Raw genomic sequence first — 21,491 nt, forward strand, 5'->3', positions numbered from 1 at the left:
AAGTAATTGAATTAACTTAGCGGCAGTCCACAGTTAGCGTTAAAACTGAAAAGTGGCAATTAACGGGTCATGATCGGACGAGCGGTACGGCGAGGGGGCATATAATAGCTGTTGCAGGTTGTCGCTTTTAAATTCGACGTTGTAATCCAGCAATACCGGCTCATCGGCGTTAATAGCCCAGTGCTGCATAGTTGCCAGGTTCTTTGCCAGCGCGGGGCTTGCCAGTGCATGGTCAAGTGAACCAGTGCGGCCACGATAAACATAGGAATACTGTGGGCCGGTTTCTGCTTTGAGGTATGTCCAGCCTTGTTGTTCCAGCATCTTTACCGGGTTTTCCATCCGGTATGCGTTTAAATCGCCGAGAATAATCTGTTTATCAGTTTTTACGCCGGTAGGCTGGCTGGCTAGCCAGTCGCTCAGTGCTTTAGCTGACAATGTACGCAGTGCGTTCCAGCACGCCTGGCCATCGTGCTGATCGGCATCTTTCGATGCAATGTCTTTCGGGCAACTGCCTTTGGATTTAAAGTGGTTAATGCTGACAGTAACCAGCTCATTTGACTGTAGATGGCGAAAGCTTTGCGCCAGCGGTGGCCGGCTGCCCCAGTCAAAAGGCTTACTTAGCAACATAGCGGCGTTACCTTCCACGCTAACGCTTGACGGCCGGTACAGCAAAGCAACTTTAATAGCATCAGAACCTGGTTGGTCTTTAGTAATAATAAAGCGGTAAGGTTTGTCGGCCACTTTGTTTAGCGCTGCTGTCAGGCTGGCTAAAGCGCCTTTTGGGCTGTAGCCGTTGTTTTCTACTTCCAACAGGCCAATGACATCTGCATCCAGCGCAGCAAGCGCTACTATCAATTTAGCCTGTTGTCGCTCCAGCTCTGCGGCTGTGTCGGCACCGCGGCGGGTAGGGAAGGGTTGTGGCTGGCCTTCGCCATTAAAGTAATTCAGCACATTAAAGCTGGCAATGCGCAAAGCTTTGGCTGGCTTTGATTGCGGTTTTGGCGGGCGTGGGTTTTGCGCATTAAACTGCGGCATTTTTGTTGGCAGCAACCGGTAGCCACGCTCGTCTTGCAGCAGTACACCCTCAACACCGGTTAGTGTATCGCCGATACGTAAAGTATTGTCTGCCGTTAAACCACCTTGCGGGAATAACAGCGGATCGGGGTTCTGCTGGTACAGGCCATCGTCCAGTACCAACATATGCCGTTCTTGCTGCGTTCTGGTTAGGGCTGCAGCTTCTTTGCCGGGTAACATTACCTCAGTTGCAGCCATCAGGCGTTTATCTGCCAGTGTTATTTCGCCGTAGCGGCCCAGGCTGTAGGTATCATTTACGGTAAGTGGTTGTTCAAAACGTAACCAGGCACCTTCCAGTTGCTCCCAGCTTTGCCCGGCCGGCAATGGCAGCTTTAGTGTAAACGGCCGTATGTTTGAAGAACGGCCACAATCGCTGATCCTGCTGACGTTAGTCAGGCTGGTAAGCTGGTTAATTTCGGCAACAGTGCCGCTTATTTGTAGTAACTGACCTGGCTGATAAGTAGTGGCTGCCTCAGCATGCGCAATAAACAGGCTTGATGACGCTGCACTGTTACCCGGTTCAGTAGCCCGTAGCACTATACCGGCAGCTTTGCTGTCAGGATATACTACGGCGGTAACGACTCCCCGTGTAGTGAGCTGCTGACCTGCCAGCGGGCTGCTGTCGCCGGTGCCCTGAATATCGTATATAGCGGTATAGTCAGCAGTGCATTCTGCTACCGCCGCAGTGCTTAGCAGGGCGGTACTTAATAATAAGAACGTGTTTAACTTCATCACTACTTTTGCTCGCGGGCAATAGCGCGGTAACCTATGTCGGTACGGCAGAACATGCCATCCCAGCTGATTTTATCTGCCAGCTTGTAGGCAGCCTGTTGTGCTGCTGTCACATTAGCACCCAGAGCTGTGGCGCATAGCACCCGCCCGCCGTTGGTTACAACGTGAGTATCTTTTAACTCAGTACCGGCATGAAACACTTTAGCTGTGGCACTGTCAGCGCCGTCTAAACCACTAATGATTTTGCCTTTGGCATAGGTATCAGGGTAGCCTCCGGCGGCCAGCACTACGCCTACTGCAGCGTGCTGGCTGAACTGAATGTGCTTACCAGCGAGGGCTGTTTGGGTAGCGGCTAAACACAGCTCTACCAGGTCAGATTCCAGCCGCAGCATAATCGGCTGGGTTTCCGGGTCGCCAAAGCGGCAGTTAAATTCCAGCACTTTGGCGCTGCCATCCGGCGCTATCATTAAACCGGCATATAAAAAGCCGGTAAATACCGTGCCTTCTGCCGCCATGCCATTTACGGTGGGGTAAATAACGTTTTGCATTACCCAATCGTGCACCGCTGCTGTTACCACAGGTGCTGGCGAATAAGCGCCCATGCCGCCGGTATTCGGGCCTTTGTCGGCATTATCACGGGCTTTATGGTCTTGTGATGACGCAAACGGCAGTGCCGTAGTGCCATCAACCATCACAATAAATGAGGCTTCTTCACCGGTTAAAAACTCTTCTACCACAACACGGCTGCCAGCATCGCCAAATTTATTGCCGGATAACATATCGTCAATTGCCGCAGCGGCTTCGTCCTGGGTTTGTGCAATGATCACGCCTTTACCGGCGGCTAAACCGTCTGCTTTAATCACTACCGGTGTGCCCAGCTTTTGCGCGAAGGCTTTGGCTGGTGCTGTTTCGGTAAAGTTTTGGTAAGCCGCAGTGGGAATGCTGTGGCGGGCTAAGAAGTCTTTAGCAAAGGCTTTAGAGCTTTCCAGCTGTGCTGCGGCCTTGGTTGGGCCAAAAATTGCTAACCCGGCAGCACGAAAGGCGTCAACTACGCCTTTGGCCAGCGGTGCTTCCGGGCCAACTATGGTTAGCTCAATGTTTTCTTGTTGGGCAAATGCCAGTAAGGCCGGCACGTTATCTGCCGCTATCGCAACGTTGGTCAGATTACTTTCGCGGGCTGTGCCTGCGTTACCTGGTGCAACAAATACCTTGCTGGCTAAAGGTGACTGCGCTGCTTTCCAGGCCAGTGCATGCTCGCGGCCACCGCCGCCAATTACCAATACTTTCATTTAGCTTTCCGTTAGTTATTCAAAAACGTGTGTAATAAAGGTTATTCAATATCAGCTTATTTAGTGGCAGGTTTGCGAAACTTCAGTGTCATGCGGTCACTTTCACCGATAGCCAGATATTTTTCTTTATCCTGCTCTTTTAAGCGCAGTACCGGCGGCAACGTCCAGACGCCGCCCGGATAATCTGCTGTATCTTTCGGATTGGCATTTATTTCGCTGCTGCTGTCAAACACAAAACCGGCTTTTTCTGCCAGCGTAATGGTTAGCTGCTGTGGAAAATAGCCTGATTTCATCCACTCGCCGGTCATTTTGCCGGCCGGTAAACGGTGTTCTACTACGCCCAATACGCCACCGGGTTTTAATGCGTTATAGAAGTCTTTAAAAATAGCAACCATACCGTCATCTCCGCCATTGCTATACCAGTTATGCAAATTGCGGAAGGTCAAAATCACATCGGCACTACCGGCAGGGGCAATGGCAGCGCTGTTGCCCGGCGCAAAATCGGTTAACTGTACGCGGTTATATATAGGGTTAGCGGCCAGCTTTTCGACAAAGGCAGCGCGGTTGCGTTTGTAATAATCAGAGGTGCTGTCGGCAGGGAAATGCGCCGCATAGTAAGTGCCGTGCTCAGCCAGTAATGGTGCCAGAATTTCAGTGTACCAGCCACCGCCCGGTGATATCTCTACTACAGTGCTGTCGGGCTTAACTTCAAAAAACGCTAAGGTAGCTACCGGGTTACGGTATTTGTCGCGGGCGACATTGGCCGGGCTGCGAGTTTGATGGTCTACTGCCAATTGTAAGGCGGCAGTATTATCCGTTTTGCTGGCGTCAGCATGGGTCAGAGGGGTTAACAGAACAGCGGACAGCGCAAGAGCAAGTTTTATTGTTTTCATCTTCGTGGTTCCCTGTTGTAAAAGTGGCGCTAGTGTAGCAAAACAATCGCCAAAAAGCAGGTTACACCGCTGCATTAATCTATATTATTCGGATGGCCAGACTGCTATTTTATCGTCAACAAATGCGCAAGGCTATGCTAGAATGCCAGCCCTTTTACGCGGGAAGCCTTATGTTAAACCAGATCCGTATCATTCTTGTGGGCACCACTCATACCGGCAATATTGGTTCGGTGGCCCGCGCCATGAAAACCATGGGCTTATCAGAGCTGTATTTAGTGGCGCCCAAAGAGCTGCCAGACGGCCAGGCCTATGCGTTATCTGCTGGTGCCAGCGATATTTTAGCCAATGCTAAGGTATTTGATACGCTTGAACAGGCGATAAGAGATTGCAGTTTAGTTGTGGGCAGCAGCGCGCGTTCGCGTACCTTAAGCTGGCCTATGTTGGAGCCGCGTGAATGCGGTGTAAAAGCGGTGCACGAAGCGGCAACCCATCCGGTAGCGCTGGTGTTTGGCCGTGAAAGCAGTGGTTTAACCAATGGAGAGCTGCAATTGTGCAATTACCATGTTTGTATCCCGGCTAACCCGGAATACAGCTCGCTAAACCTGGCGATGGCAGTACAAATTGTAACTTACGAAGTGCGCATGGCCTGGCTGCAAAAAGAGTTACAGAAGCAAGCTACTACATCAACAGCTGACGATGTGGCTTATCCTAGCAGCGAGCAGATGAACAGCTTTTATCAGCATCTGGAACACACACTGAATGACACTGGCTTTATTATTAAGCAGCACCCTGGTGTGGTGATGACCAAACTGAAACGTTTATTTACCCGGGCCCGGCCGGAAGAGGCTGAGTACAATATTTTGCGCGGCATTTTAACCTCGGTGCAGCGTTATGGCCGCAAAGTACAGGGTGAGAAGGAGTAGCGCATGTTTGCCGGTATCAAAGAAGATATCAAAAGTGTGTTTGAACGCGACCCGGCTGCCCGTAGCAGCTTTGAGATACTGACCACTTACCCTGGTTTGCATGCCATCTGGTGGCATCGTGTTTGCCATAAGTTATGGCGCGGCAACTGGAAATGGCTGGCACGTTTTTTAAGCACTATTGCCCGCTGGCTAACCGGGGTAGAAATTCATCCTGGTGCCAAAATCGGCCGGCGCTTTTTTATCGATCATGGTATGGGTGTGGTGATAGGCGAAACCGCTGAAATTGGCGATGACGTCACCCTGTATCATGGTGTAACACTGGGCGGTACAAGCTGGAATCCGGGCAAACGTCATCCCACGTTGGGTAACGGGGTGGTTATTGGTGCCGGTGCCAAGGTGCTGGGCCCGCTGTATGTCGGTGAAAATGCCCGTATTGGCTCTAATGCGGTAGTGGTAAAAGATGTACCAGACGGCGCCACTGTAATAGGTATTCCCGGCCGTATTGTGGCTAAAGCCGATGTTGAGGTTAGTGCCGGGCGCAAACAACTGGCGCAAAAATTTGGTTTTGACGCCTATGCAGTGGCCGCCGATAACCCCGATCCGGTAGCCAATGCCATTGGTCGCATGCTGGATCATATTCAATTGCTGGATACCAAAGTGGGTGAATTGTGCCACAGTGTCAATCAACTCGGTGGTAATGTCTGTGAAGAAGTACCGACAGTAAATATTGAAGAAGAAGACTTTAAATTAGCTGAACAGCGCGCGGCACAAGAGCGCAAACGTGACGTAGAAGCTTTTGATCCGACCATTTAATGGAACCTTAACCCTGAATACCTGACTAACACAGTAGGTTATTAATACTTGACTAAAACAGTCGGGAATGTACAATGGCGCCATTGTTTTCAGGGAGCAAACCATGAGATTAACATCGAAAGGCCGCTACGCGGTAACGGCTATGCTGGATGTAGCCTTACACACGGCAACCGGGCCGGTGCCACTTGCTGATATTTCAGAGCGTCAGGGCATTTCGTTGTCATATCTTGAACAGTTGTTTGCCCGTTTACGTAAACAGGGTTTGGTGAGCAGTGTACGCGGGCCTGGCGGTGGTTATCAGCTGGGGCGTGAAGCGGGCAGTATTTCAGTATCAGACGTAATAAGCGCGGTGGATGAGTCGGTAGACGCTACCCGCTGCCAGGGCAAATCTGACTGCCATAGCGGTACGCGCTGTTTAACTCATACCCTGTGGAGTGACTTAAGCCACCGCATTGAAGACTTTCTTACCGGCATTACGCTGGGCGAGCTGGTAAATAAGCAAGATGTACAATACCTGGCAAAACGGCAGAACAGCCGTATTGTAAAAAATCCGGCAACTGATATCGAAGTCAGCTGCCAGCTGTAGGCAACACGGAGCAAATAATGAAGCTACCTATTTATCTGGATTACGCTGCAACTACCCCGGTCGATGCCCGGGTAGCAGAAAAAATGATGCAGTTTTTAACAATGGACGGCGAGTTTGGTAACCCGGCGTCGCGTTCGCATCGTTTTGGCTGGCAAGCAGAAGAAGCGGTAGAAATTGCCCGCAGCCAGATTGCAGAGCTGGTAAATGCAGATCCACGTGAAATTGTATTTACCTCAGGTGCTACCGAATCGAATAATCTGGCCATTAAAGGCGCTGCCGATTTTTACCACAAAAAAGGCAAGCACCTGATCACGGTTAAAACTGAGCACAAAGCTACGCTGGACACTATGCGCCAGTTAGAGCGCGAAGGTTATGAGGTTACCTACCTTGAACCACAAACCGATGGCCTGGTAACGGTTGCTATGCTGGAAGCGGCTATCCGGCCAGATACCAGTGTTGTCAGCGTAATGTTTGTTAACAACGAAATTGGTGTGGTGCAGGATATTGCCGCTATTGGCGAGCTATGCCGCAGCAAAGGTATTATTTTTCATGTAGATGCAGCTCAGGCAGCAAGCAAGCTGGATATTGACTTACAAACGCTGAAAGTGGATTTAATGTCGTTCTCAGGCCACAAGGCTTATGGTCCTAAAGGCATAGGTGCCTTGTTTGTGCGGCGTAAACCACGTATTCGTTTAGAAGCACAGATGCACGGTGGCGGCCATGAGCGTGGTATGCGTTCAGGTACTTTACCAACCCACCAGATTGTTGCTATGGGCGAAGCTTTCCGGTTAGCGAAGCTGGAAATGCACGATGAAATTAAGCGTATTACTGCGCTGCGCGACAGGTTGATAAACGGCGTAAAAGATATTGAGCAGGTGTTTTTAAACGGTAACCGCGAACACCGTGTGCCACATATTACCAATATCAGCTTTAACTATGTTGAAGGTGAGTCGCTGATTATGGCACTGAAAGATATCGCCGTATCGTCGGGCTCTGCCTGTACATCGGCCAGCCTGGAGCCATCATATGTACTGCGTGCCCTGGGCATGAGTGACGAGTTGGCACACAGCTCTATCCGTTTCAGTATCGGCCGTTACACCACCGAAGAGCAGATTGATCACACGATTAAAATTGTGCACCAGGCGATTGAAAAACTGCGTGCAATGTCGCCCCTGTGGGACATGTACAAAGACGGCGTCGATTTAAACACTGTAGCCTGGGTTGCGCATTAAGCGCGCTGGCTGCATACAGAGGTAACTATCATGGCATACAGTAATAAAGTAATCGATCACTACGAAAACCCACGCAATGTTGGCTCATTTGATAAAGATGATGCCAGTGTTGCCACCGGTATGGTAGGCGCACCAGCATGTGGCGACGTAATGAAGCTGCAAATTAAAGTAAACGCTGACGGTATTATCGAAGATGCAAAATTTAAAACCTATGGCTGTGGCAGTGCTATTGCTTCCAGTTCTCTGGTAACAGAGTGGGTTAAAGGTAAAAGCCTGGATGAAGCGCAGCAAATTAAAAATACTGACATTGCTCAGGAGCTGGCGTTGCCACCGGTGAAAATTCACTGCTCTATTCTGGCAGAAGATGCCATTAAAGCAGCGATTGCTGATTATAAGCAAAAACACGGAGGCTAAGCATTATGGCTATTTCGATGACAACGGCAGCCGCCGATCGGGTACGCAGTTTTTTGCAAAACCGTGGTAAAGGTGTGGGCTTACGGGTAGGTGTAAAAACTACCGGTTGCTCGGGCCTGGCTTATGTACTGGAGTTTGTCGATACGCTTAACGATGATGATCAGGTGTTTGAACAAGACGACCTGAAGCTGATAGTCGATGGCAAAAGCCTGGTGTACATAGATGGCACCCAGCTGGACTTTGTTAAAGAAGGCCTGAATGAAGGTTTTCAGTTTAACAACCCCAACGTTAACGGCGAATGTGGTTGTGGCGAAAGCTTTACTGTTTAACTGCGTGTTCCAGGTAATTAATTTAAACATCTAAGGGCCGGATGAATTACTTTCAGCTGTTTAACCTGCCGGCGAAGTTCGACCTCGACTTAACTGAGCTGGGGTCGCGCTACCTTAAGCTGCAAAAGCAGTTTCATCCGGATCAGCACAGTAGTGGCTCTGAGCGGGACAAACTATTGGCCGTGCAACAAACGGCCAATATTAACGACGCTTATCACAGTTTAAAGCAGCCACTATTGCGGGCCGAACATTTGCTGGCACTGCGCGGTTTAAAAATAAGCCATGAGCAGCGCAGCTTTACTGATCCGCTGTTTTTAATGCAGCAAATGGAACTGCGTGAGCAACTGGCTGAAATAGAGCAAAGCGCAGATCCCGATGCAGTTATTGACGATATAGAGCGCCAGTTGCAGCAGCAGAAAAAACAGTTGTTACAGCAACTGGCTACGGCGTTAGACAGTGAAACCGCTGAGCAGGATCACCTGGCGGCAGACCTTATTCGTAAACTAAAATTCTTCTTCAAGCTGCAGCAAGAGCTGGAGCTGATTGAACAGCAACTACAAGACTAAACAACACTATGCTATTACAAATCGCAGAGCCCGGACAAAGCGCTGCGCCGCATCAGCACAAGCTGGCGGCCGGTATTGACCTTGGTACCACCAACTCACTGGTGGCAACAGTACGCAGTGGTGAAGCCAAAACACTGGTTAACAGCCAGGGGCGCGATATGCTGCCATCAGTAGTGCGTTATACCGCTGATAGCGTAGTGGTAGGTTACGCAGCTATGGCCGCAGCAGTAGATGACGCTGAAAACACCATAGTGTCGGTAAAACGGCTGATGGGTAAAGGTTATAATGAAACTCTGGCGCTAAAAGACAAAGTGCCGTATCAGCTTATCGATCAGCAAGGTTTAGTTGCCATTAACACCGTGCAGGGCGTAAAAAACCCGGTGGAAGTATCAGCTGAAATTCTGGCCACGCTTGCCAACACCGCCAGTGAAACCTTAGGTGGCGAATTAAACGGCGTGGTTATAACGGTACCAGCCTATTTTGATGACGCCCAGCGCCAGGCCACTAAAGATGCCGCTAAACTGGCCGGGCTGAATGTGATGCGCCTGTTAAATGAGCCTACCGCAGCAGCACTGGCCTACGGCCTTGATTCCGGTCAGGAAGGTGTGATTGCCGTATATGATTTAGGCGGCGGTACCTTTGATATCTCTATTCTGCGTTTACGTCGCGGTGTGTTTGAAGTACTGGCCACCGGCGGTGATTCTGCCCTGGGTGGTGATGATTTCGACCATGCTATTGTCAGTTATTTGCAGCAACAGACCGGTGAGGCACAGTTGTCGCACCAGGCCATGCGGCAGTACTTAACCACCGCACGCAATATTAAAGAGCAATTAACCGGCAGTGATACGGTAAGTTTTTCTCTGCCTGTGACGGGCAGCCAGTTCAGCGGCACCCTCAGTAAAGCAGAATTTGAGCAGTTGATCGCACCGCTGGTTAAAAAGACCATTCGTGCCTGCCGTCAGGTGCTGCGTGACGCGGGTTTAACCAGCGATGACATTGTTAAAGTGGTGATGGTTGGCGGTTCTACCCGTGTGCCTCTAGTGCGCAGCGAAGTGGCTACGTTTTTTGCCACTGAACCGCTTACGTCAATTGATCCGGATAAAGTGGTTGCAATAGGTGCGGCCATTCAGGCCAATGTGCTGGTAGGCAATAAAGCTGAAGGCGATACCCTGTTGCTGGATGTGATCCCGTTATCACTTGGTCTTGAAACCATGGGCGGGCTAACCGAAAAGATTATTCCGCGTAATACCGTTATACCGGTGGCGCGGGCGCAGGAATTTACCACCTTTAAAGATGGCCAAACCGCGATGGCACTACATGTGGTGCAGGGCGAGCGGGAACTGGTAGAAGACTGCCGCTCACTGGCGCGCTTTGAATTACGCGGTATACCACCGCTGCCAGCCGGTGGTGCGCATATCCGTGTAACTTTTCAGGTAGATGCCGACGGTTTATTAAGCGTAACCGCGCAGGAAAAATCCACCGGTGTGCAGGCCAATATTCAGGTTAAGCCATCTTACGGTTTAAGCGATGATCAGGTTGCCACTATGCTAAAAGGCTCAATGCAATACGCGCGGCAGGATATGCAGTTGCGGTTATTGCGTGAGCAGCAGGTAGAAGCCGAGCGTGTGCTTGAAGCCGTGTCGCAGGCACTTAAAGCTGATGCGGCTTTGTTAAGCGCGCAGGAGCTGACAACAATTAACCAGGCGCTGACAACTCTTGCCAGCGTAAAACAAGGCGACGATACCGCAGCTATCAAAGCGGCGATTGAGCACACCAACACATTAACTGATGACTTTGCCGCCCGGCGCATGGATAAATCAATCCGCAGTGCGTTAACAGGCCATAACGTGGACGAGGTATAACAAATGCCACAAATCGTATTTTTACCCCATGCCGAGCTGTGTCCCGAAGGCGCCGCAATTGAAGCCAAAGCTGGTGAAACGGTACTGGATGTGGCGCTGCGCAGTGGTATTTCGATAGAACACGCCTGCGAGAAATCCTGTGCCTGCACTACCTGTCATGTCATTGTGCGCGAAGGTTTTTATTCACTGAATGAAAGCGAAGAACTCGAAGACGATATGCTGGATAAAGCCTGGGGGCTGGAGCCGGAATCACGTTTAGGTTGCCAGGCACGTATAGCCGATGAAGATCTGGTGGTAGAAATTCCAAAGTACACCGTCAATATGGTCAGCGAAGGCCACTAATTTACCTGCTCTGGTAACGAAACGGCCTGCAGGGCCGTTTTTTTATGCCAATAATCTGCGATTACTCAATAAAACCAGCACTTTGCTGGTGATTAGTAAAGCTTGGGCTAGGATCTGAAAGACAACGATAAAAAAACGGAGTAACCATGCTAAAAAAATCTCTGATAGCGGTGGCGTTATCAACTTTGCTGGCCGCACCGGCGCACGCCGATTTGACAATAAATGGCTTTGCGTCAATTAAAGCCGGTATAACACTGGACAGCGACGACAGCCTCTATGGCTATGATGACAGCCTGGACTTTAAAAACGAGAGTTTATTTGCTGTACAGCTAATGTCAGATTTAGGCGAAAAGCTGTCTGTTACGGCACAGCTAATGGGCCGTGGCGCAGAAGACTTTGATGTTGAATTTGAATGGGCTTTTATCAGTTATCAGCTTACTGACGAAATACGTATTAATGCCGGGCGTTTACGCACACCATTTTATAAATACTCTGACTTTCGTGATGTAGGGTACGCCTACGACTGGTTGCGGGTGCCGCAAAGTGTTTATGGCCTGGGCTTTGATAATATCGAGGGCATATCTTTTTATCACACCACGCAGTTAGGCAGCTTTGATTCAAACCTGCAGCTGATTGCCGGTGCCTATGACGGCGATGCCACAGTCAGCGGTAATAGTGTTGATGCCGAAATTAAAAACGTGCTGGGCGTTGCCTGGGAGTTAGGGCGCGACTGGTATAGCCTGCGTGCGGCCTATTTAAGAGGCAAAGTAACGATTGATGCTCAAAGCGCTGAGTTACAGCCCGGTGTTACTTTTGGTGATTTTTTCACAGGTTTGTCCGGCGCAGGCTTTGGTGCACTGGTAAACGGGATAGATATTAATGAAGAAGACGGTGCGTTTTTTGGCCTGGGTTTTACCGCCGACAAAAACGACTGGCTGCTGGTGGCGGAATACACCACAGTAAAAGTGGATAACAGTTTTATTGCCGATCAGAAAAATTTCTATGTATCAGTTGGCCATCGTTTTGATGTCATAACGCCATATTTTTCTTATGAAAAAGAAGATAATGAGGCCAAAACAGAAATTTACACCCCTTACCTGGCAACATTGCCACCACAATTGTTAATCCCGGTAGCGGGTATTGTGCAAAGCCAGGCCCGTAAAGCTACCACGTATAATCTGGGTTTACGGTACGACTTCCATCCTTCAGCAGCGTTTAAACTACAGTACAGCTCTGAAGATAATAAAATCGCTGATCTGCGTCAGGACGTGCTGGCGTTTGGCGTAGATTTAGTATTTTAAGGAGGCGCCATGCGTGCAATTAAAACAGTTTTGTTGCTGGCAACCATTTTATCCGGTAGTGCCGTTGCAGATATTGCTGTAGTGGTAAACCCGGCTAATGCTAATGCCGTATCAGCAGATGATTTAAACCGCTTGTTTTTAGGCCGGGCCAGCAGCTTTGCTGATGGCAGTAAAGCCACACCACTGAATATGGCAGAAGGCAAAACGGCGCGGGACGAGTTTGACAGTAAAGTGCTAAACCGCTCTGCTGCCCAGCTAAAAGCGTACTGGTCAAAGCTGGTGTTTACCGGTAAGGGCACACCACCCAAAGAACTGGCCGATGATGCTGCTGTAAAAGCCGCAGTTGCTGCCGACAGCAGTGCTATTGGCTATATCAGTAGCAGTAGTGTTGATAGCACTGTGAAAGTGGTTGCCAGCTTCTAGCCACCGCATTGTCATACTAAGCCGCGATACTGATGGTGCAATACCTGAGTTCGCGGCTTTTTTGTCAGCAAAAATAGGTTTTTTTTTGCAACTAGCGTATAATTTGCCGCCTTAAATTTGAATCATTCAGTTTAATTACCAACTTAAATCAGGAGCCTGTTATGGCGTTAGAGCGTACTTTTTCAATTATCAAGCCGGATGCTGTTGCCAAGAACGTAATCGGTGCTATTTACAACCGTTTTGAGTCTGCCGGTTTACGTATCGTTGCTGCTAAAATGCTACACTTAAGCAAAGAGCAAGCTGAAGGTTTCTATGCAGAACACAGCGCACGTCCATTCTTCGGTGCTTTAGTGTCTTTTATGACGTCAGGCCCGGTTATGGTGCAAGTGCTGGAAGGTGAAGACGCCGTGCGTAAGAACCGCGAAATCATGGGTGCGACTAACCCGAAAGATGCACTGGCCGGTACTTTACGTGCTGACTATGCTGCCAGCATCGATGAGAACGCTGTTCACGGTTCAGACGCTGCTGCTTCTGCTGCGCGTGAAATTGCTTACTTCTTCACTGAAGCTGAGCTGTGTGCCCGTACCCGTTAAGCGTTAATCGCCGACGGTAACGGACTAAGGGGGCAACAGCCCCCTTAGTGCATGTTGGTACAGTGTTTTATGGCTATTGTTTATTGTGGTAAGGAGCGCTCTGCAAATGACTGAGCAGCAAAACAAAATTAATTTACTTGATTTAACCCGCGCACAAATGCAGCAATTTTTCGTCGAAATGGGCGAAAAACCGTTTCGTGCCGATCAGGTAATGAAATGGATTTACCACTTCTGTATCGATGATTTCGATAAGATGAGCAATATCAATAAAGTATTGCGGGAAAAACTCAAAGCACGTTGTGTTATTGAAGCACCGGTAGTCGTAACACGGCAAGACAGCAGTGACGGCACCATTAAGTTTGTTATGGGCTTAAGCGGTGGCCAGGAAGTAGAAACAGTGTGGATCCCGGAGAAAGACCGCCGCACGTTATGTGTGTCATCGCAGGTTGGGTGCGCGCTGGATTGCTCGTTTTGCTCAACAGCGCAGCAGGGCTTTAACCGTAACCTGAGTGTGGCAGAGATCATTGGCCAGGTATGGCGCGTGGCACAAATTATCGGCAGTTATGGTGATACCGGCGACAAACCGGTAACTAACGTGGTGATGATGGGCATGGGCGAACCTTTGCTGAACCTGAACAACGTGGTGCCGGCGATGGAGTTAATGCTGGAAGACTTTGGCTTTGGTTTATCCAAGCGCCGTGTAACCTTAAGTACCTCAGGCGTAGTGCCTGCGCTGGATTTATTACGCGATAAAATTGACGTAGCGCTGGCTATTTCTCTGCATGCGCCAAACAATGAATTACGTAACGAGCTGGTGCCGGTAAACCGTAAATACCCGATGGAAGAATTTCTAGCCGCTTCAAGGCGTTATGTTGCGAACTCTAAGGCCAATGATAAGGTCACAGTAGAGTATGTGATGCTTGATGGCGTGAACGACAGTATGGAACAGGCGCATGAATTAGCGCATGCACTGAAAGATACACCGTCGAAAATAAACCTGATCCCGTTTAACCCTTATCCCAGCTCACCGTACAAACGTTCGAGCAACTCACGGATTGACAGGTTTAACAAAGTCTTACAAGAATATGGCTTTACTGTTATTGTACGTAAAACCCGCGGCGATGATATTGATGCCGCTTGTGGCCAACTGGTTGGCGATGTCATTGACAGAACAAAACGATTGATCAAAAAGCAACAAAAAGGCCAACCTATAGCAGTAAAAATGCTGCCATAAAGCAAGGAAAGGCGTGTGTTAAAGCAGAAGTTTTTCATTGGTGTAACGCTGAGTAGTGTATTGATACTGGCCGGATGTGTGTCAGAGCAGACCTATGTTGGTAGTGATAAGCCAGTGTCAGATCGCTCCTTTGACAATATAGAAGCCGCCCGTACCCGCATTTCGCTTGGCCTTAACTACCTGCGTCGTGGTGATACCTCGCAGGCGAAGTATAATCTGGAACGTGCCCGCAGCTTTGCACCTAATTCAGCTGAAGTGTACAGTGCACTGGCGTATTACTATCAGAGCGTTGGTGAAGAAAAACAAGCGGAAGAATATTTTCGCCAGTCTATCCAGAAAGACGCTAATTACGCCGATGCCTATAATAACTACGGCGCTTTTTTATGTCAGTTGCATCGTTATGATGAAGCTGAGCAGTTATTGTTAAAAGCGATTAGCCGGCCTGGATATATCCGCGTAGCAGAAAGCTATGAAAATCTGGCTTTATGTCAGTTGCAGCAAAATAATTTCAGTAAAGCTAAAAGCTATCTGGACAGCTCTGTCAGCCACAACACTACCCGCATCACTTCGCTGACGATGGCGGCAGGCTTATCCTACGCCATGGGCGATAATCGTGCTGCGAAAAACCAGTTGGACCGCATTTCACGTCTGGGCCGGGTTTCTGCCCGCACAGTATTGCTCAGTTATCTGATTGCCGAGAAAAGCGGTGATCGTGACACCATGCAAAGCGCCGAGCAGTTATTGCTGACACTCTACACAGACTCGCCGGAAACCTGGCTATTATTGCAGGGCCGTTTAGCCGACAGTGAGTTTGAGCAATTGCGTGAGCGCTATAAAGACAGTCTGATGGCCAATATTGTGTTGCCGGATGACAGTGCAAAGCAACAAGTGCCAGCGCAGCCGGTAGATAATCCGAAAATGAAAATAGTTAAGCGTAAAACCACAGAAGCAGATGCACCGGTTGCCGCTGTGGTTGCGCAAAAGCCAGTTAAAAAGGCCATTCCGGCGCCAACTGCCGTAGCGCCAGCTGTAGATCCGGCTTTGCCATTAAACAACAGCATCACTGCTATTGCCGGTAGTTTGACGCAAAATAACACTGCGCTAACAACTGCGGCACCACAGCCTGTTAGCTTACCACAGGAAACATCATCGGCGCCGGTGCAAGCCATTGTTACTGAAACCGTGCCAGAACCGGCTGCTACGGCAAACACAGCTGTTGTCGAAACAAGTCAGGCTGAAGCGGAAACTGCATCAGCTACCACCGCTGTACCGGCTTCGCCAGAAATATCAGAAAGCAGTGCGCCATTTCATATTGTTAAAGAGGCAGAATCGTTGTATGCCATCTCTGTGCAATATAATATCCGTTTGTCGCGCTTGATGCAGTGGAACCAGCTAACGCCTGCTTCAGTAATTAGAGCCGGACAAAAAATATGGCTGGCTGAGGTCAGCGATGAGCAATTACAGGCAGAGCAAACCAGCAGCCCGCCTGCGGTTATCCGGCAGGAGATCAGCTCGCCTTATCATCAGGTAGAAAGCGGTGAAACCATGTTTGCTATTTCTTATCGCTACAATATCCGGCTGGACAGGTTTCTCAGCTGGAATAATTTAACCGAGCAAAGCAGGCTTAAGGTTGGCCAGCAAGTGTATATTGTTGACCCGGCCAGTATTGAACAATGAATAAAGAACCCGAAACTGAAGTAGTTGCTGAGATCAGCGTAGGCCAGTTGCTGCGCCAGGCGCGTGAGCAACGTAAGCTGACCATACAACAGGTAGCGTTACAGCTGAATCTGAAAATTGAGCAGGTCGAGCGGCTGGAACAGGATCAACCTGATGGCAAGACACTGGAAACCTTTGCCCGTGGTTATGTACGTGCTTATGGCCGCTTGCTTAAACTACCTGAAACAGAGTTGATGGCGGCACTTAGCCGCCAGACAGGCTCTGTCGTGTCAACAGCCAAGCCCATGCGCACTTTTTCTAACCGTACTGCTCACCAGGCAACAGAAAACCGTTTCATGTGGCTGACTTATGCCATTATTGTGCTGTTACTGGCGCTGTTATTTGTCTGGTGGTGGCAAAGCTCGTATGAAAATACCACAGAGAGTAGCGCTGCAGCGCGGGCCAGCCAGCCCGTAGAGGCAAGAGCTCAGCAAGTATCGCCGCAGCCAGCAACAGACGAGCCCGCAGAGCAGGCTTCAGATGAACAAGCTGCCAGTATAGGTGGTGCTGCTGATAATGCCATCAGCGAGCAGCAACTGAATGAGATGCTGCAGCAATTGGCCGCGCCATCTGCAGAGCTGCTTCCTGCGGCAGAAGTACCGCAGCTGGATACACTGGAAATGCGCTTTAGCGAAAACTGCTGGATAGATGTAGTTGACGCTGACGGCAATCGCGTTGCCTATGGTACTAAGCAGGCGGGTTATGTTATGCAGCTTACCGGTACGGCGCCTTTTGTTGTTACTTTGGGTAACCCCAGTGTGGTAAAAATTAATTTTAATCAGCAAGCCTTTGATATGTCTGCTTTTCCAGGCGGCAGAGTGGCCAAATTTACTATTCCTGAGTCAGAATAAGCATGTTTGCAGAAAATCCTATAAAACGCCGTCAAAGTACGCAGATCCGGGTGGGCAACGTATTGATTGGTGGTGATGCGCCAATAGCCGTACAGTCTATGACTAATACCCGCACTACTGATGTTGCCGCTACAGTTGCACAAATTCAGGCTATTGCCAAAGCCGGGGCTGATCTGGTGCGGGTTTCCGTGCCAACGATGGAAGCTGCGGAAGCCTTTAAGCTAATTAAGCAGCAATCGCCCATCCCGCTGGTGGCCGATATTCATTTTGATTACCGCATCGCGTTAAAAGTTGCTGAATACGGTGTAGATTGCCTGCGGATTAATCCAGGCAATATCGGCCGTGAAGATCGTATCCGCGCTGTAGTTGATTGCGCGCGGGATTACAATATCCCAATCCGTATCGGTGTAAATGGCGGTTCGCTTGAGGCCGACATTCAGGAGAAATACGGCGAGCCCACGCCGCAGGCGCTGGTTGAGTCAGCTATGCGGCATGTTGATATTCTTGACCGGCTTAATTTTGATCAGTTTAAAGTTAGTGTTAAAGCGTCAGATGTTTTTCTGGCGGTTGGTGCCTACCGCTTACTGGCGCAGCAAATTAAACAGCCGCTGCATTTGGGCATTACCGAAGCAGGTGGTGCCCGTGCAGGTGCTGTAAAATCAGCCATTGGTTTAGGTATGTTACTGGCCGAAGGTATTGGCGATACATTGCGGATATCACTGGCGGCAGATCCGGTAGAAGAGGTAAAAGTTGCCTTTGATATTTTAAAATCGCTGCGCATTCGTTCCCGTGGTATTAATTTTATTGCCTGCCCTAGCTGCTCACGTCAGGAATTTGATGTGATTAAAACCATGAACCAGCTTGAAGAACGGCTGGAGGATATTACCGAGCCTTTAACAGTGTCAGTGATAGGCTGTGTGGTAAACGGCCCTGGTGAAGCGCTGGTATCTGATTTAGGTGTAGCTGGCGCCAGTAAGAAAAGCGGTTTTTACATTAATGGCCAGCGGCAAAAACTGCGGCTGGACAATGAACAGGTGGCTGAGCAGCTCGAGCAGCAGGTACGTGAATACCTGCAGCAAAAAATTGCGGTGCGTCAGTTGGATTAAGCCGGGCAACAGGCTTGGTGTTTAGCCCTGTTACGCCTATAATCGCGGCTGTTTTTTAACTTAAACCGATGGAAGTTTAATTTTGTCGAAGCAAATTCAGGCCATTCGCGGCATGAACGATTGCCTGCCGCAGGATACTGTAGCCTGGCAATACGTTGAACAGACACTGCGCCAGACAGTGGCCAGCTATGGTTACAGCGAAATTCGTTTTCCTATTGTTGAGATGACTGAGCTGTTTAAACGCTCAATTGGCGAAGTGACTGACATAGTAGAAAAAGAGATGTACACCTTTGCTGATCGCAATGGTGACAGCTTAACGCTGCGCCCGGAAGGTACAGCCTGCTGCGTGCGCGCCGGTAATGAACATGGTTTGCTGTACAATCAGGAACAGCGGCTGTGGTATACCGGGCCGATGTTTCGCCATGAAAGGCCACAAAAAGGCCGCTACCGCCAATTTCACCAGTTTGGCCTGGAAGCTTTTGGTATCGCCAGTGCCGACATTGATGCTGAAGTGATTATGCTAAGTGCGCGGTTGTGGCAACAGCTGGGTTTAACACCTTATGTAAAGCTGGAACTGAACTCGCTGGGGTCAAGTGAAGCCCGTGCGGCGTATCGTGATGCGCTGGTAGCTTATTTAGAGCAACACAAAGCGGTGCTGGATGAAGACAGCCTGCGCCGTATGTATAGCAACCCATTAAGGGTATTAGATAGTAAAAACCCTGCGCTGTCTGGGATATTAGCTGCGGCACCTAAACTGGCAGACTATCTGGATCAAGATTCAGCAGAGCATTTTGCCCGTTTAAAGCAATTGCTGACACAAGCAGGCATTGAATTTAGCGTAAATCCGCGTTTAGTACGTGGGCTGGATTACTATAACAAAACCGTGTTTGAGTGGGTAACCACAGAGCTTGGCGCACAAGGTACTGTATGTGCCGGTGGCCGTTACGATGGTTTAGTTGAGCAATTAGGTGGCAAAGCCACGCCAGCGGTTGGTTTTGCCCTGGGGCTGGAGCGGTTGGTGTTATTACTGCAAACATTGCAGTTATTACCAGTATTACCGGCAGTTGCCGATATTTACCTGATGGCACTTGGCGAACAGGCTGAACTTGCGGTACTTTCTGTTGCCGAAAGGCTGCGTGCCAGCTTGCCGGATAAACGCATTATGGTGCATTGTGGTGGCGGCAACCTGAAAAAACAAATTAAGCGGGCTGATAAATCCGGTGCGGCTATTGGATTGATCATCGGCGAAGATGAACTGGCACGCGGTGAAGTCACGGTAAAGTGGTTACGTGAAGACAAACCGCAACAAACAATTTTATTAACAGAACTGGCGAAGACGCTGGCCCTTTCAGCATAACGGGCTTTTGACGTAAAACGGAGTAACGCAGTGGAAATTTACAGCAGTGAAGAACAACAGGTAGAAGCCATTAAACGTTTTTGGCATGAGTACGGTAAAGCAATTCTTGCCGGTGTGGTACTGGGCCTGGCGGCATTATACGGTTTCCGTTATTACCAGGCTGAACAGCGCAGCTCAGTTGAACAGGCTTCAACAGCATTTAACCAGTTGCTGCAACAACGTGAAGCTGACAGCAGTGAAGCCTGGCTGACAGAAGCGCAGAGCTTCGTTGCGGCCTCTAAAGGCGATAATTACGCAGTGCTGGCGGCATTGATCGCAGCAAAAGAAGCGGTAACAGCGAAAAACTATGATGTAGCAACACAGCAACTAAACTGGGTACTGGCTAATGCGAAAGAGCCGGCAATATTGGCAGTAACCCAGCTGCGGCTGGCAAAATTGCAGCAAGAGCAGGGCAGCTATGATGCGGCGCTGAAAACACTGGAGAAAACCGTGCCAGAGAGTTTTGCTTCTTTGCAGGCTGAACTGAAAGGTGACATTCTGGTACTGGCAGAAAAGCTGCCTGAGGCAAAAGCTGCCTATCAACAAGCGCTGGCAACTGCAGGACAAAATCAGCAGTTGCTTCAGATCAAGCTGGACGAGCTGGCGCACGTCACTGCAGTGTAAAGAGGTAAGCGTGAAATTACAGTTAAAACAGGTCTTGCTGCTTAGCGCAGTTATACTTGCCGGATGCTCCAGCAAAGAAAAACTGGTACTACCGCCGGTGCAGAACAGCATCGATCCTGATGCAGTATGGAGCACCAGCATAGGCTCAGGTGTAGCACATTATGAATCGTCATTAACTCCGATTATTGTCGGCGATACCGTATATGCCGCCAGCCGGGAAGGCCTGGTTGCGGCGTATAATCTGGACAATGGTAAGCGTAAATGGCAGTTTGATTTGCGTAAGCCAGCCGGTAATTCATTTTGGCAGGGCATTAGCGATGTTTGGTCTGGTGACAATGCCCGTATCGCTGGTGGTTTAAGTTACGGCTACGACAAAATTTATTTTGGTACTGAAAACGGCGATGTGGTTGCTTTGTCTACCGATGGCGAACTGGTGTGGCGCGCAGAAGTAAAAGGCGAAGTGCTGGCCAGGCCTGCAGTAGGTGAAGGGCTTGTAGTGGTGGCAACAGGGGCCGGCACTCTGGTAGCACTGCACCCTGACAGCGGCGAAGAGCGCTGGCAGTTTGAGAACGAACAACCTGCGCTTACTTTGCGTGGTGTCAGCGATCCGGTAATAGAAGCCGGTGGTGTCATATACGGTTCTGGCAATGGTCACATTGGTGTACTGATTGCTGAACGCGGCTATCAGGCTTGGGAAGAGCCTATAGCCGTGCCGAAGGGCAGCACTGATTTATCCCGTCTGGTTGATGTGGACGCGCGGCCGTTAGTAGTTGGTGGCACAGTGTACAGCATTGCCTTTAATGGTGAGCTGGTTGCGCTGGAGCTTCGGACAGGGCGGCAGTTATGGAAGCGTGATTATGCCAGTTTCCGCAATATGGCTGTGGCGGGTGACACCTTATATCTGGTGGATTCTGTAGGCCGTATTTATGCGTTGGATGTACGCAGCGGCTCAGAGAAATGGTCGCAGTTTGGCCTGAACAAACATTATCTGACCGGCCCTGCCGTATATAAAGACTATCTGGTAATTGGCGATAATAAAGGCAATCTGCATTGGGTAAATCGTCAAACAGGTGACTTTGTTGCACGCCAGAGTATGGACAGTTCTGGTTTTTACACCGAAGCCGTCAGTAATGGCAGCTATGTGTTGGTGCAAAGCCGCAATGGTAAGCTAGTCTTATTACAAACGCCTTAA

The 21,491-nt window shown here is 49.6% G+C and carries 22 protein-coding genes; 19 read left to right on the top strand and 3 right to left on the bottom strand.

Annotated elements, in window-relative coordinates; translation table 11 throughout:
* Window positions 1-39: 39 nt before the first annotated feature.
* From M2404_RS06095 to M2404_RS06105, 3 genes are read right to left on the bottom strand one after another with little or no spacing between them, the layout of a single operon-like run.
* Window positions 40-1,806, bottom strand: a complete 1,767-nt coding sequence (locus M2404_RS06095) for an ExeM/NucH family extracellular endonuclease (protein WP_259238843.1) — start codon at window positions 1,804-1,806, stop codon at window positions 40-42.
* 2 nt (window positions 1,807-1,808) lie between these two features.
* Window positions 1,809-3,095 carry a phosphoribosylamine--glycine ligase gene (gene purD / locus M2404_RS06100; protein ID WP_259238844.1) on the bottom strand — a complete coding sequence of 429 codons (1,287 nt, stop codon included), beginning with the start codon at window positions 3,093-3,095 and terminating at the stop codon, window positions 1,809-1,811.
* Between the two features lie 56 nt (window positions 3,096-3,151).
* Entirely contained in the window at window positions 3,152-3,988 is an 837-nt protein-coding gene (locus M2404_RS06105; protein WP_259238845.1) for a class I SAM-dependent methyltransferase, read from the bottom strand.
* A 170-nt stretch (window positions 3,989-4,158) separates the two neighbouring features.
* Between M2404_RS06105 and trmJ the strand changes: the two genes are divergently transcribed.
* The 19 genes from trmJ to bamB all read left to right on the top strand — a co-directional run bounded on the left by trmJ (window position 4,159) and on the right by bamB (window position 21,491).
* Window positions 4,159-4,911, top strand: coding sequence for a tRNA (cytosine(32)/uridine(32)-2'-O)-methyltransferase TrmJ (gene trmJ / locus M2404_RS06110; protein ID WP_259238846.1), 753 nt, complete (start codon window positions 4,159-4,161; stop codon window positions 4,909-4,911).
* Between the two features lie 3 nt (window positions 4,912-4,914).
* Entirely contained in the window at window positions 4,915-5,724 is an 810-nt protein-coding gene (gene cysE, locus M2404_RS06115) for a serine O-acetyltransferase (RefSeq protein ID WP_259238847.1), read from the top strand.
* 103 nt (window positions 5,725-5,827) lie between these two features.
* Window positions 5,828-6,310: a Fe-S cluster assembly transcriptional regulator IscR gene (gene iscR / locus M2404_RS06120; protein ID WP_068228327.1), complete on the top strand. Its 483-nt coding sequence runs from the start codon at window positions 5,828-5,830 to the stop codon at window positions 6,308-6,310.
* A gap of 17 nt (window positions 6,311-6,327) precedes the next feature.
* The gene (locus M2404_RS06125; RefSeq protein WP_259238848.1) at window positions 6,328-7,542 is read left to right on the top strand and encodes an IscS subfamily cysteine desulfurase; all 1,215 of its coding nucleotides are present in this window, start codon (window positions 6,328-6,330) and stop codon (window positions 7,540-7,542) included.
* A gap of 30 nt (window positions 7,543-7,572) precedes the next feature.
* Window positions 7,573-7,956 carry a Fe-S cluster assembly scaffold IscU gene (iscU, locus tag M2404_RS06130; RefSeq protein WP_259238849.1) on the top strand — a complete coding sequence of 128 codons (384 nt, stop codon included), beginning with the start codon at window positions 7,573-7,575 and terminating at the stop codon, window positions 7,954-7,956.
* A 5-nt stretch (window positions 7,957-7,961) separates the two neighbouring features.
* The gene (gene iscA, locus M2404_RS06135; protein WP_215395888.1) at window positions 7,962-8,285 is read left to right on the top strand and encodes an iron-sulfur cluster assembly protein IscA; all 324 of its coding nucleotides are present in this window, start codon (window positions 7,962-7,964) and stop codon (window positions 8,283-8,285) included.
* Between the two features lie 41 nt (window positions 8,286-8,326).
* On the top strand, window positions 8,327-8,851 hold the full coding sequence (gene hscB, locus M2404_RS06140) for a co-chaperone HscB (RefSeq protein WP_259238850.1): 525 nt from the start codon (window positions 8,327-8,329) through the stop codon (window positions 8,849-8,851).
* An 8-nt stretch (window positions 8,852-8,859) separates the two neighbouring features.
* The gene (hscA, locus tag M2404_RS06145; RefSeq protein ID WP_259238851.1) at window positions 8,860-10,713 is read left to right on the top strand and encodes a Fe-S protein assembly chaperone HscA; all 1,854 of its coding nucleotides are present in this window, start codon (window positions 8,860-8,862) and stop codon (window positions 10,711-10,713) included.
* A 3-nt stretch (window positions 10,714-10,716) separates the two neighbouring features.
* Window positions 10,717-11,055 (top strand): ISC system 2Fe-2S type ferredoxin, encoded by a 339-nt coding sequence (fdx, locus tag M2404_RS06150; protein WP_259238852.1) that lies wholly within the window; start codon window positions 10,717-10,719, stop codon window positions 11,053-11,055.
* Between the two features lie 146 nt (window positions 11,056-11,201).
* Window positions 11,202-12,356, top strand: a complete 1,155-nt coding sequence (locus M2404_RS06155; protein WP_259238853.1) for a porin — start codon at window positions 11,202-11,204, stop codon at window positions 12,354-12,356.
* Window positions 12,357-12,365: 9 nt separating this feature from the next.
* Window positions 12,366-12,779, top strand: coding sequence for a phosphate ABC transporter substrate-binding protein (locus M2404_RS06160; protein WP_259238854.1), 414 nt, complete (start codon window positions 12,366-12,368; stop codon window positions 12,777-12,779).
* 161 nt (window positions 12,780-12,940) lie between these two features.
* A complete protein-coding gene (ndk, locus tag M2404_RS06165) occupies window positions 12,941-13,372 on the top strand; it encodes a nucleoside-diphosphate kinase (protein ID WP_068228346.1) in 432 nt (143 codons plus the stop codon).
* A 106-nt stretch (window positions 13,373-13,478) separates the two neighbouring features.
* A complete protein-coding gene (gene rlmN, locus M2404_RS06170; RefSeq protein WP_259238855.1) occupies window positions 13,479-14,606 on the top strand; it encodes a dual-specificity RNA methyltransferase RlmN in 1,128 nt (375 codons plus the stop codon).
* A gap of 15 nt (window positions 14,607-14,621) precedes the next feature.
* Window positions 14,622-16,283, top strand: coding sequence for a type IV pilus biogenesis/stability protein PilW (pilW, locus tag M2404_RS06175; protein WP_259238856.1), 1,662 nt, complete (start codon window positions 14,622-14,624; stop codon window positions 16,281-16,283).
* A complete protein-coding gene (locus M2404_RS06180; RefSeq protein WP_259238857.1) occupies window positions 16,280-17,173 on the top strand; it encodes a RodZ domain-containing protein in 894 nt (297 codons plus the stop codon). The genes pilW and M2404_RS06180 overlap by 4 nt, the downstream gene beginning before the upstream one ends.
* Window positions 17,174-17,175: 2 nt before the next feature.
* Entirely contained in the window at window positions 17,176-18,279 is a 1,104-nt protein-coding gene (gene ispG / locus M2404_RS06185; protein WP_215395880.1) for a flavodoxin-dependent (E)-4-hydroxy-3-methylbut-2-enyl-diphosphate synthase, read from the top strand.
* Window positions 18,280-18,361: 82 nt separating this feature from the next.
* A complete protein-coding gene (gene hisS / locus M2404_RS06190) occupies window positions 18,362-19,636 on the top strand; it encodes a histidine--tRNA ligase (protein ID WP_259238858.1) in 1,275 nt (424 codons plus the stop codon).
* A gap of 30 nt (window positions 19,637-19,666) precedes the next feature.
* Window positions 19,667-20,299: a YfgM family protein gene (locus tag M2404_RS06195; RefSeq protein WP_259238859.1), complete on the top strand. Its 633-nt coding sequence runs from the start codon at window positions 19,667-19,669 to the stop codon at window positions 20,297-20,299.
* Window positions 20,300-20,309: 10 nt separating this feature from the next.
* On the top strand, window positions 20,310-21,491 hold the full coding sequence (gene bamB / locus M2404_RS06200; protein WP_259238860.1) for an outer membrane protein assembly factor BamB: 1,182 nt from the start codon (window positions 20,310-20,312) through the stop codon (window positions 21,489-21,491).

Origin of the sequence: Rheinheimera pacifica (assembly GCF_024809855.1) — a bacterium.
GTDB classification, from domain to species: Bacteria; Pseudomonadota; Gammaproteobacteria; order Enterobacterales; family Alteromonadaceae; genus Alishewanella; species Alishewanella pacifica_A.